At 73.2% G+C, this 11,464-nt stretch carries 10 protein-coding genes; all 10 read left to right on the top strand.

What is annotated here, in order from left to right; all coding sequences use genetic code 11:
• The first annotated feature begins 17 nt into the window (after positions 1 to 17).
• The 10 genes from ACZ6TV_RS27500 to ACZ6TV_RS27455 all read left to right on the top strand — a co-directional run bounded on the left by ACZ6TV_RS27500 (position 18) and on the right by ACZ6TV_RS27455 (position 11,414).
• On the top strand, positions 18 to 1,169 hold the full coding sequence (locus ACZ6TV_RS27500; protein ID WP_465300159.1) for an acyl-CoA dehydrogenase family protein: 1,152 nt from the start codon (positions 18 to 20) through the stop codon (positions 1,167 to 1,169).
• An 83-nt stretch (positions 1,170 to 1,252) separates the two neighbouring features.
• Positions 1,253 to 1,969 carry an isochorismatase family protein gene (locus ACZ6TV_RS27495; protein WP_465300158.1) on the top strand — a complete coding sequence of 239 codons (717 nt, stop codon included), beginning with the start codon at positions 1,253 to 1,255 and terminating at the stop codon, positions 1,967 to 1,969.
• The gene (locus ACZ6TV_RS27490) at positions 1,956 to 2,840 is read left to right on the top strand and encodes a polysaccharide deacetylase family protein (protein ID WP_465300157.1); all 885 of its coding nucleotides are present in this window, start codon (positions 1,956 to 1,958) and stop codon (positions 2,838 to 2,840) included. The genes ACZ6TV_RS27495 and ACZ6TV_RS27490 overlap by 14 nt, the downstream gene beginning before the upstream one ends.
• Positions 2,841 to 2,922: 82 nt before the next feature.
• Positions 2,923 to 4,650 (top strand): thiamine pyrophosphate-binding protein, encoded by a 1,728-nt coding sequence (locus ACZ6TV_RS27485; RefSeq protein WP_465300156.1) that lies wholly within the window; start codon positions 2,923 to 2,925, stop codon positions 4,648 to 4,650.
• 5 nt (positions 4,651 to 4,655) lie between these two features.
• Positions 4,656 to 6,746, top strand: coding sequence for an acetate--CoA ligase family protein (locus tag ACZ6TV_RS27480; RefSeq protein ID WP_465300155.1), 2,091 nt, complete (start codon positions 4,656 to 4,658; stop codon positions 6,744 to 6,746).
• Entirely contained in the window at positions 6,746 to 7,801 is a 1,056-nt protein-coding gene (locus tag ACZ6TV_RS27475; RefSeq protein ID WP_465300154.1) for an LLM class flavin-dependent oxidoreductase, read from the top strand. Before ACZ6TV_RS27480 ends, ACZ6TV_RS27475 begins: the two co-directional genes overlap by 1 nt.
• On the top strand, positions 7,788 to 8,591 hold the full coding sequence (locus tag ACZ6TV_RS27470) for an amidohydrolase family protein (RefSeq protein WP_465300153.1): 804 nt from the start codon (positions 7,788 to 7,790) through the stop codon (positions 8,589 to 8,591). Before ACZ6TV_RS27475 ends, ACZ6TV_RS27470 begins: the two co-directional genes overlap by 14 nt.
• 17 nt (positions 8,592 to 8,608) lie before the next feature.
• The gene (locus ACZ6TV_RS27465; RefSeq protein ID WP_465300152.1) at positions 8,609 to 9,760 is read left to right on the top strand and encodes an acyl-CoA dehydrogenase family protein; all 1,152 of its coding nucleotides are present in this window, start codon (positions 8,609 to 8,611) and stop codon (positions 9,758 to 9,760) included.
• Entirely contained in the window at positions 9,757 to 10,584 is an 828-nt protein-coding gene (locus ACZ6TV_RS27460) for an acyl-CoA dehydrogenase family protein (RefSeq protein WP_465300151.1), read from the top strand. The genes ACZ6TV_RS27465 and ACZ6TV_RS27460 overlap by 4 nt, the downstream gene beginning before the upstream one ends.
• Positions 10,581 to 11,414, top strand: coding sequence for an enoyl-CoA hydratase/isomerase family protein (locus tag ACZ6TV_RS27455; protein ID WP_465300150.1), 834 nt, complete (start codon positions 10,581 to 10,583; stop codon positions 11,412 to 11,414). The genes ACZ6TV_RS27460 and ACZ6TV_RS27455 overlap by 4 nt, the downstream gene beginning before the upstream one ends.
• The last annotated feature ends 50 nt before the right edge of the window (positions 11,415 to 11,464 follow it).

Raw genomic sequence — 11,464 nt, 5'->3', positions numbered from 1 at the left:
CTGAAGGAGGTGGCGTAGTGGCGGACCTCAGTGCCGAGGAACGCGCCGTGGTCGACCTGGTGCGGGACTTCGTCGACCGGGACGTGCGCCCGGTCGCCCGCGACCTGGAGCACGCGAACGAGTACCCCGAAAAGCTCATCGACACGATGAAGGAGATGGGGATCTTCGGGCTCGCGATCCCCGACACGTACGGCGGCAACCGGGTGTCGATGGGCTGCTACGTGCGGGTGACCGAGGAACTGGCCCGGGGCTGGATGAGCCTGGCCGGCGCGATGGGCGGGCACACGGTGGTGGCGAAGCTGCTGCTGGCGTTCGGCACCCCGGAGCAGCGGCGGCGCTACCTGCCGGCGATGGCCTCCGGCGAGATCCGGGCGACGATGGCGCTGACCGAGCCCGGCGGCGGGTCCGACCTGCAGGCGATGACGACCACGGCGCGCCGCGACGGCGACGGGTACGTCGTCAACGGCGCGAAGACGTGGATCACCAACGCGCGCCGGTCGGGGCTCATCGCCCTGCTCTGCAAGACCGACCCGCAGGCCGTGCCGAAGCACCGCGGGGTGAGCATCCTGCTGGTCGAGCACGGCCCGGGGCTGACCGTGTCGCGGGACCTGCCGAAGCTCGGCTACAAGGGCGTCGAGAGCTGCGAGCTGTCCTTCGACGACTACCGGGCGCCAGAGGGCGCGGTGCTCGGCGGGGTCGAGGGGCAGGGGTTCGCGCAGATGATGACCGGCCTGGAGACGGGACGGCTGCAGGTGGCCGCCCGGGCCCTCGGCGTCGGGCGGGCCGCGTTCGAGGACGCGCTGCGGTACTCGCAGGAGCGGCACTCGTTCGGCAAGCCGATCTGGCAGCACCAGTCGATCGGCAACTACCTCGCCGACATGGCCACCCGGCTCACCGCGGCGCGGCAGCTGGTGCTGTACGCGGCGGAACAGGCCGAGGCCGGCCGGCGCTGCGACCTGGAGGCCGGGATGGCGAAGCTGTTCGCCTCGGAGACGGCGATGCAGATCGCGCTGGACGCGGTGCGGGTGCACGGCGGGTACGGCTACTCCACCGAGTTCGACGTCGAGCGGTACTTCCGCGACGCCCCGCTGATGATCGTCGGCGAGGGCACGAACGAGATCCAGCGCAACGTGATCGCCCGCCAGCTGGTGGAGCGCGGCGGCGTCTGACCGCCTCAGGTGAGAAACTTAACCTTAGTAGTTCACTTGAGTAAGTGATATGGTGCAACGACCTTGAGCGCGGCGGAGGACATATGAGCGGGTGGGACCGGTTTCTGACCGAACACGACCGGGAGATCGCCGCCCAGGCCGGCTACGGCGCGAGAATGGGGCTCGGCAGCAAGGTCGCCCTGCTGCTCATCGACGCCACCTACCTGTTCTGCGGTGACCCGGAGCTGAGCGAGGCCGAGTCCCTCGCGATCTACCGCAACTCCTGCGGCCCGGCCGCCTGGCAGTCGGTCCAGGCCATGCAGGGCCTCGCCGCCGCCGCCCGGGAGCAGGGCCTGCCGGTCGTCTACACCCGGCCGGTGCGCCCCCGCCCCGACGGGCTCAACCGGGGCCGCTGGCTGGACAAGAACCGCCGCGGCCGGGAGGACATGCGCCCGGCACCGCGCGCCTTCGACATCGTCGACGAGATCGCGCCGCACCCCACCGACGTGGTCCTGGACAAGGAGAAGCCCAGCGCGTTCTTCGGCACCCCGCTGTCGGCCTACCTCACCGACTGGGGCGTCGACTCGCTCCTCGTCGGCGGCGGCGTCACCAGCGGCTGCATCCGGGCCTCGGTCCTCGACGCGTTCTCGCTCAACTACCGCGTCGGCGTCGTGCGGGAGCTGACCTTCGACCGGATCGAGGCGTCGCACTGGATGAACCTGTTCGACCTGGACCAGAAGTACGCCGACGTCATCGGCATCGACGAGGCCCACGACTGCGTCGCGCGGGCCGAGAAGGGACCGTTCCGTGCGGCTGCCTGACTCCGGCCGATACCCGTTCCGCCCCATCACCGACCGGCCCGCGTTCACCTGGCCGCACGGCACCGGGCTCAGCGCCTACATCGCGATCAACGTCGAGTGCTTCGCCTACGGCGGCGGCGGTGCCACCCTCACCCCCGGCATGGACCCGCCCAACAGCGAGCACCGCCGCTACGGCTGGCGCGACTACGGCATCCGGGTCGGCCTCTGGCGCCTCCTCGACGAGCTCGCCGAACGGGACCTGCCGGCCGCGTTCCTGCTCAACGCCTGGGTCCCGGAGCTGTACCCGGCGGTCGCCGACGCGCTGAAGGCCGCCGGCGGCGAGATCGTCGGGCACGGCCGCACCAACTCCGAACTGCAGGGCGGCATGGCACAGGACGAGGAACGCACCCTCATCGACGAGTCGACGGCACTGCTCACCGAGGCGTTCGGCGCCCGGCCCGCGGGCTGGATGTCGCCCGGCGCCACGCAGAGCGCGCACACCCCCGATCTGCTCGCCGAGGCCGGCTACAGCTACACGCTCGACTGGCCGATCGACGACCAGCCGGTGTGGCTGAGCACCCGCGGCGGGCCGCTGCTCAACGTGCCGTACCCCCTCGAGACGAACGACTACCCGCAGGTGCTGTCCCGCGGGCACACCGGGCGCGAGTTCGCCGACATCGCCCACGACCACCTCACCGAGATGCTCCGCCAGGCGGAACGCACGCCCCTGGTCTACGCGCTGTCGCTGCACCCCTTCACCGCCGGCCAGCCGCACCGGCTGCACGCGCTGCGCCGGGTCCTCGACCTCCTCGCCGAGCGGCGCGACGACATCTGGCTCACCACACCCGGCGCCATCGCGTCGCACTATTCGGCGGCGGTACCGGCGGCATGAGCGGCCAGCGGAGCGGCTCGGGCCGCGAATCATGTAACAGCATTGGCTCGGGCCGACGCTGGAGCGCAGCGGAGGCGGCGGCATGAGCGGAACGTATGGCAGCGACGTCATGGTGCAGGTGCTCGCGCGGCTCGGGATCACGCACCTCGCCATCAACCCCGGCGCCACCCTGCGCGGGCTGCACGAGTCGCTCGTGCACGCCGGCGCGCCCGAGATGGTGCTGACCCTGCACGAGAACGTGGCCGTCGGCATGGCGCACGGCTACGCCAAGGCGACCGGCCGGCCGATGGGCGTCGCGCTGCACAACCTCGTCGGCCTGCAGACCGGGTCGATGGCCCTGTTCAACGCGTTCCTCGACCTGGTGCCGATGCTCGTCGTCGGCGGCAGCGGCCCCGCCGACGCGGCCCGCCGCCGCCCGTGGATCGACTGGATCCACGCCTCCCGCGACCAGGCCGCCGCCGTGCGCCCCTACACCAAGTGGGACGACCAGCCGGCCAGCCTCGACGCCGCCGTGCACAGCCTCGCCCGTGCCCACCAGATCACCACCGCCTACCCGCAGGCACCGGTCTACGTGGCGCTGGACGCCGGGCTGCAGGAAGACCAGGTCACCGGCGACCCCCGCAACCCGCTGTGGTCGCCGGCGACCGCCCTGGCCAGGCACAGCACCCCGACGGTCGCCGACAGCGACCTGCTGCCGATCGCCGAGGCCCTCGCCGGCGCCGCGCACCCGCTGATCCTCGCCGACACCGCGGGGCGCAGCGAGGCCGCGTACCGGGCGCTGATCGACCTCGCCGAACGGCTCGGCGCGGGCGTCGTCGACCTCGGCGCCCGGCACAACTTCCCCAACACCCACTGGGCCGACCGCACCTGGCGGCACCACGCCGAGCTCGCCGAGGCCGACGTGGTCCTCGCCGTCGACGTGCGGGACCCGTACTTCGCGCTCGGCCGCACCGACGTGGCCAACCGCGACTTCACGTGGCTGCCCCGGTCCGGCGCGCGGGTCTTCGTGCTCTCCGGCGCGGCGCTGCTCGAACGGGCGCCCGTCGACCGGTCCGCCGCCGCCTGGGACCGGATCGAGACGGTCCTCACCGGCGACGCCGGCCTCGCCCTGCCCCGGCTCGCGGAGATGGTCGCCGCCATCGAGGTCGACCGCGGCGAACGGATCGCCGCGATGCGTGCCGCCGCGCGGACCCCGGCGCAGTTCCGCGCCGCCCTGGACCGGGGACCGGGCGCGTTCGGCCCGGCCCGGCTGGCGGCCGAGACGTTCGAGGCGGTGTCCGGCGGGCCGTGGCAGCTGGCGTTCGGCGCGCTGTACGGCAACTCCCGCCGGGCGTTCGACATGGACGAGTTCAACTGCTACCTCGGCGTCTCCGGCGGCGGCGGGCTCGGTTACGGCGTCCCCGCCGCACTCGGCGCCGCGCTCGCCCACCGCGACGACGACACGCTCGTCGTGGACATCCAGCCCGACGGCGACTTCCTCTACACCCCGCAGGCGCTGTGGACCGCCGCCCGCGAGCGGCTGCCGCTGCTCGTGGTGATGGCCAACAACCGCACGTACAACCAGGACCGGATGCACCAGAGCGAGATCGGCCACCAGCGCGGCCGTGCCACGGACGTCGCCGTGGGCATCGACATCACCGACCCCGACGTCGACTTCGCCACCCTCGCCCGCGCGCAGGGCGTCGAGGGTCTCGGCCCGGTCACCGACGCGGCCGACCTCCCGGCGACGCTCGCCCGCGCGGCGCGCATCGTCCGCGAGGAGCGCCGCCCGGTGCTGGTCGACGCCGTCATGAACCGCGATCGGAGCTGACCCATATGAGTACCGGACCCACCGCAGAACGACCCGGTGTCGCGATCGTCGGGGCCCGCGACGCGAGCCTCTGGACCTACCTGCTCTTCGACAACCTGCGCACCTTCGGCGACGTGGACATCTGGCCGGTCAGCCGCACCCGGCCCCAGGTGCGGGACCTGCCGACGGTCGCCGACCTCGGCGACGTGCCGCGGACCCCGGACGTGGCGGTGCTGATCGTCAACTCCGGCGTCGCCAACGCGGTCGTCGCGCAGGCGGTGGAGATGAAGGTGCCGCACATCGTGCTCATCTCCGACGGGTACGCCGAACGCGGCACCGCCGAGGGCATCGCGCTGCAGCAGCAGCTGGTCGAGCTGGTCAGCGGCACCGGCAGCCGGCTGTACGGACCCAACGGCGTCGGGTTCGCCGACTTCCGCGCCGGGATCGTGCCGCTCGGCGCGCCGATCCCGGCCGGCCTGCGGCCCGGCGGTGTCTCCGTGGTGTCGCAGAGCGGCTCGCTCACCTGCACCATCCTCGGCGGGCTGGCCGAGGACGGGGCCGGCGCCGACCTGGTCGTGTCGATCGGCAACGGCGCGGTCTTCGACCCGGTCGACGCGATGGAGGTGATGCTCGACCGGGACACCACCACCGTCATCGCCGCCTACCTGGAGTCGTTCGGCGGGGACCGGGCCCGGCTCGAACGCACCCTGACCCGGGCCCGCGAGCGCGGCGTCACGATCGTCCTCGCGAAGTCCGGCGGCTCGGCGATCGGCGCGGCCATCGCCCGCTCGCACACCGCCGCCCTTGCCGGGCCGGACCGGCTCGTCGACGAGGTCCTCGCCGCGCACGGCGTCATCCGGGTGCGCACCATGGAGGAGCTGACCCGGGCCGCCTCGATCGCCGACTACCTGAGCCGCCGGGCCGCCACGAAACCGGCCACCGCCGGGTCCGGGGTCGCGGTCATCGAGACGTCCGGCGGCGCCGCGGCGCTCACCGCCGACCTGCTCACCGCCGAAGGCGTTGGGCTGGCCGTGTTCGGCGACGCGACGACCGCGGCGCTGCGGTCGGTCGCCCCCGACGGCGCCTACGTGAGCAACCCGATCGACCTGACCGCCTCGCCGAAGCCGTACGAGGAGGTGACCGCCGCCTTCCACGCGGTGTACGCCGACCCGGCCGTGCGCGCCGTGGTCATCCCGTACGCGCTGACGTTCCCGGACGCGGACGACGAACGCATGGTGCACCGCCGCTCGCTGGACCGTTACGCGGACCTCGGCGCCGCCGCCGGTACCCCGACGATCGTGTCGACGCTGAACACCTTCGCCTGGACCGGCTGGGCGGAGGAGTTCCGCGCCCGGCACCCGGAGACCCTGCTGGTGCGCGGCATCGGCACCACCGCCCGGATGCTCGCCCGGCTCTACCCGCCGCAGGCGGCCGAGCCCGCCGCGACCGGACCGGTGCGGGCCGCCGACGTCCTCGGCGACGCCCCGGACGGCCGGACCGCCCGCGACCTGCTCGACGCGATCGGGGTGCCGATGCCGAAGGCGGCGTTCGTGCCGGCCGCCGAGGTCGACACCGACGGTGCCGTCGGCGCGGCGGTGACCGGCCTGGCCTACCCGCACGTGGTGAAGATCGTCGCGGACGGGTTGCTGCACAAGGTGAAGGTCGGCGGGGTCGTCCTCGGCTGCGACAGTCCACAGGAGACGGAGGCGGCCGCCCGGCGGGTCCTCGCCTCCGCGGCCGGTGCCGGCCTGCCCGGCGTCCGCGGCGTGCTCGTCGAGGAGACCGGCACCGGCGTGGAGCTGTTCGTCGCCCTCAACCGCGACCCGTGGTACGGCCCGTACCTCATCGTCGGCAGCGGCGGCGGCGACGTGGAGAGCAAGGACGACTCGTCGCTCGTCGCGTTGCCCGCCACCGCCGACGACGTGGCCGCCGCGCTGGAGCGGCTGCCGGTGCCCGCCGCGCAACGCGCCGCCACCGTCGACCTCGTCACCCGGCTGGCCGCCGAGTTCACCGAGGGGCGGCTGCGGGACTGGTCGATGGTCGAGCTCAACCCCGTCATGGTCGACGCCACGGTGGGACCGCAGGTGCTCGACATCGTGCTGCTGCCGGTGCGGTGATGGCCCCCCGCATCTCGGTGGCCCTGGCCACCAGCCACCTCGGCCCGCTGCTGGACATCACCCGCGCCGCGGAGACCGCCGGTCTGGACCGGGTGTGGACGACCGAGGGCTTCGGCGGTGACGGCCTGACCCGCGCCGGGCACCTCCTCGCGCACACCGACCGGATCGGCGTCGGCACCGGCATCGCCTACTCGTTCACCCGGGCGCCCCTGGCCGTGGCGATGGCCGCCGCTGACCTCGCCGAGCTCAGCGGTGGCCGCTTCACCCTCGGCCTCGGCGCCGGCACCCGCGGGGTGCGGACGAAACGCTTCGACGTGCCCGGCTACGACCATCCCGCGCCGCGGACCGCCGAATACGCGACCCTGGTCCGGGCCGCGCTGCACAGCACCGGCGGGCTGCGCTTCGAGGGCCGCTTCTACCAGTGCGACTTCCCGCAGCTCGAACTGCCGCAGGACCTCGCGACAAGGCGGGGGGTGCGGCTGTACGCGGCGGCGCTCAACCCGGCGATGCTGCGCGCCGCGGCCCGCTCCTGCGACGGGATCGCCCTGCACAGCCTCGCGACCGCACCGTCCTACCTGCGGGACGTGGTCACCCCGGCGCTGTCGCCGGGCGTGTCGATCGCCGCGTGGAAGATCTGCGTCGTCGACCCAGACCCGGTCGCCGCCGCCGACGCGGTCCGCCGCCAGCTGGCGTTCTACTTCTCCACCCCGAGCTACCACCCGGTCCTGGCCGGCACCGGGTGGGAGGACGTGGCGGTGCGGATCCGGGACCTGGCCGCCGAGCTGCGGTTCAAGGACTGGGCGCCGGTCGCCCGGCTCGTCCCCGACGAGATGGTGGCCGCCTACTCGGTCGCCGGCGACGAGGACTCGTGCGCCGAGCAGATCACCGCCACCGCGCAGCGCTTCGCCGCGGCCGGCATCGACGAACTGGTGCTGCAGCTGACCACCGGCGCCACGCCGGAGCAGACCCGCACCAACGGCCTCGCGCTCGTCGCCGCCGCGGCGACAGCGATCCAGCACCGAGAAACGGAAGTGGCGGGCAATGCGCACCTGTGACAGCCAGATCCATCTCTTCCCCGCCGGCCACGAGGAACGGGCGGCGAAGTTCGGCCAGCGAGTCATCCCGCTGGCGCAGATCCTCGCCGACATGGACGCCGCCGGCATCGACCGCGCGGTGCTCGTGCCACCGTTCCCCGGCGCCATGCAGATCAGCCTCGACGCGGTCGCCGCGCACCCGGACCGGTTCCGCACCACCGCGCACCTCGCCCTGGACAAGCCCGAGGCGCGGGAGCAGGTCACCGCCTGGCCCAGCGCCGAGATCGTCGCCGTGCGGGTCGCGTTCCCGCCGTGGCACAAGGTCTCCTGGCTCGACGACGGCACCGCCGACTGGTTCTGGCCCGTCGCCGAGCGGCAGGGCCTGCCGGTCATGGTGTGGGCGCCGCAGCAGCTGGAGAAGCTCGGCCCGATCGCCGCCGCCCACCCCGGCCTCAACCTCATCGTCGACCACCTCGGGCTGTTCGTCGACGACAAGGACGCCGCCGTCGACCCCGTCCTCGACGCGCTGATCACCCTGGCCGTGCACCCCAACGTGTCCGTGAAGGCGTCGGCGGTCCCGTGCGCGACGGACGATCCCTACCCGTACACGAGCATGATCCCGCGACTCGAGCGCGTCTTCGACGCGTTCGGCCCGCAGCGCATGTTCTGGGGCACCGACGCGACCCGCCTGCCGTGCACCTACGCCGAGGCGGCCGCGATGTTCACCGACGAACTGCCCTTCCTCAAGGGCGACGACCTCGACCTGGTGATGGGCGGGGCGCTGCTGCGCCGCCTGGGCTGGGACAGCTGAAGCAGGAGGTGGCAGGAGTGCCGGCAAGATCATTCGCCGACCCCGCGGTGGAGGAGTTCCGCCGCGAGGTGACGGCGTGGCTGACCACCGCGATCCCCGCCGAATGGCGCGCGCGCCGCGACGAGCTCACGATGGACGAGGAGATCGAGATCCGCCGGGACTGGGACCGGCAGCTCTTCGACGCGGGCTACGCCGGGCTGTCGTGGCCCGAGCAGTTCGGCGGGCGCGGTCTCGGCGTCATCGAGGACTTCACGTTCAACGACATCGCCGCCCGGATGGACGCCCCCGAAGGGCTCGGCCGGGTCGGCCGGCTGCTCGCCGGGCCGGCCATCATGCACCACGGCACGCCCGAGATGTGCGCCCGCTTCCTGCCGGCCATCCTCAAGGGCGAGGAGCTGTGGTGCCAGGGCTTCTCCGAGCCGGGCGCCGGCTCCGACCTCGCCTCGCTGCACACCCGCGCGGTCCGCGACGGCGACGTCTACCGCATCCAGGGGCAGAAGGTGTGGACCACCTACGCCAACTTCTCCGACTGGTGCCTGCTGCTGGCCCGTACCGGCGCCGCCGACTCCCGCAGCCGCGGCCTGTCGCTGATGCTCGTGCCGATGCGCCAGCCCGGCATCGAGGTGCGGCCGCTGATCAACATCACCGGCACCCACGAGTTCAACGAGGTCTTCTTCGACGGCGCGGAGACCGGCACCGACCTGCTCGTCGGCGCCGAGGACGAGGGCTGGGCGGTGTCCGGCACGATCCTCACGCACGAGCGCGGCGTCGGCTTCGGCGCGATCGCGCTCAACCAGCTGCACGGCTACCTGCGGCTGTTCAACGAGCACTGCGCCGAGCACTCACCGGCGATCGCGGCCCGGCTGCCCGAGTTCACCACCCGGGTCGAGCTGCTGCGCTGGCAGATGATGCGCTCGCTGGAGAAGATGGCCGGCGGCGACCCGTCGCCGCGGTCCAGCTCGGTGCTGAAGGTGACCTGGAGCGAGACCGTGCAGGAGATGGTGCACCTGGCCGCGTTCGCCGGCTGCCCGCAGCACACCGACCTGTACCGCATGCGCCTGCTGTTCCATCGCGCCTCGACGATCGTGTCGGGCACCTCGGAGATCCAGCGCAACATCATCGGGGAGCGGGTCCTCGGCCTGCCACGCGAAGGGAGCTCGAAGGCGTGAGCACGACGTACCTGCCCAGCCCGCTGGGCCTGGAGGTCACCGAGGCCGTCGGGCAGATGGCCGTGGAAGGCACCGCCGGCGACGAACGCTGGGCACCGCCGCAGCTGTGGCGGGAACTGGTCGCCGGCGGCTGGACGGAGATCGCCGACGGCGACACCCCCGGCGCCGACGGCGAGGTCGGCCTGCTCGACCTGTGCGTGATGGCCGAGGCGTGGGGCCGCTCGATGGTCGGCCTGCCGCTGCTGAGCACCCTCGCGGTGCGGCGCTGGCAGGTGGACCGGCCCTCCGCCGGCACGCCGCTGACCGTGGTCGTGCCGGAGCACGGGCGGTTCCTGCTGCCGTACCCGTCGTCCACCGACGCCGCCGTCGACGACTACGCGCCGTCGCTGCCGGTCGGCCGGTCCGACACCGCGCCCGCGCCGGCCGCGCACCCCGGCGCGCTGCGGGACTTCGCGCTGCTGCTCACCGCAGAGGCCGTCGGCGCCACCGACAAGGCGCTGCAGGACACCGTCGACTACGCCAAGACCCGCTTCCAGTTCGGCCGGGCGATCGGCTCGTTCCAGGCGGTCAAGCACACGCTCGCCGACATGCACCGCGACGTCGAGCTGGCCCGCAGCGGCTACACCTGGTTCAGCAACGACCCCTCGGCGCTCGGGTCCGCGCCGTACGTCCTGCAGATGTGCGCGTCGGTCGTCGAGCGGGCGATCCAGGTGTACGGCGGCATCGGCTACACCTGGGAATGCGACCTGCACTGGTCGCTGCGGCACGTCACCCAGGCGCACCGCGTGGTCTCGGCCGCGCTCGCCGCGGGCGGTGCCGAATGACGGAGCTGCTGGAGGTCTTCTCCAAGGACCGGGTCGGCTACCTGCGGTTCAACCGGCCCGACAAGCTCAACGCGCTCAACCAGGAGATGCTCGACGGGTTCGTCGCCGGGCTCACCGCGCACGAGGCCGACCCGGACGTGCGGGTCGTCGTGGTCTGCTCCACCGGCCGCGCGTTCAGCACCGGCGGCGACATGTCCGGCCCCGGCCGGGCGGCGTCGTCGCAGCGCTCGTCGTACACCGACTGGCAGAAGCAGCGCGTCAGCCTGGCCCGCTGGCTGCGGATCTGGGACTCCCCGAAGCCGGTGGTCAGCGCGGTGCAGGGGTACTGCCTGGGCACCGCGACCGTGATGGCGGTGATGTGCGACCTGACGGTCGTCGCCGACGACGCGGTCATCGGCTGGCCGCAGCTGCCGGTCGGCGGTGGGCTGCTCTCGCCGGTGGCGAGCTGGTTCGTCGGCCCGAAGAAGGCCCGCGAGCTGTCCTACATCGCCGGCAGCCGGTTCACCGCCGCGGAGGCCGTCGAGCTGGGCTGGGCCAACAAGGTGGTGCCGGCGGACACCCTCGCCGGCGCGGTGCACGACCTCGCCATGAAGGTCGCGAACACGCCGAGCGACGTCCTCGCGGTCAAGAAGTACGCGCTGAACCGCACGATGAACATGCAGGGCTTCCGGGAGGCGGTCCTGGCGGGCGCGGAGTTCTCCGCGGTCGCGCACCAGGCGCCGGGCGCGGAGTTCATCGCCGCCCGCCGCACCGAGCTCGGCATGAAGGAGACCATCGCGGCGGTCCAGCAGGGCCTTCTCGCGGACGAGTACCCGGAGGTATTGGCGTGAGCGGGCAGCGGAGCGTCTCGGGCCGCTCACCGGGTGGTCAGTTCGAGGTC

The organism is Dactylosporangium sp. NPDC051087 (genome assembly GCF_055586325.1).
The sequence above is the reverse complement of the archived record's forward strand: the minus strand, read 5'-3'. Positions and strand labels throughout refer to the sequence as shown.

Excerpts from the sequence above, each read along its gene's own strand:
- ACZ6TV_RS27495 (WP_465300158.1), top strand. The coding sequence starts at position 1,253 with ATGAGCGGGTGGGACCGGTTTCTGACCGAACACGACCGGGAGATCGCC.
- ACZ6TV_RS27485 (WP_465300156.1), top strand. The coding sequence starts at position 2,923 with ATGAGCGGAACGTATGGCAGCGACGTCATGGTGCAGGTGCTCGCGCGG.
- ACZ6TV_RS27480 (WP_465300155.1), top strand. The coding sequence starts at position 4,656 with ATGAGTACCGGACCCACCGCAGAACGACCCGGTGTCGCGATCGTCGGG.
- ACZ6TV_RS27475 (WP_465300154.1), top strand. The coding sequence starts at position 6,746 with ATGGCCCCCCGCATCTCGGTGGCCCTGGCCACCAGCCACCTCGGCCCG.
- ACZ6TV_RS27470 (WP_465300153.1), top strand. The coding sequence starts at position 7,788 with ATGCGCACCTGTGACAGCCAGATCCATCTCTTCCCCGCCGGCCACGAG.
- ACZ6TV_RS27455 (WP_465300150.1), top strand. The coding sequence starts at position 10,581 with ATGACGGAGCTGCTGGAGGTCTTCTCCAAGGACCGGGTCGGCTACCTG.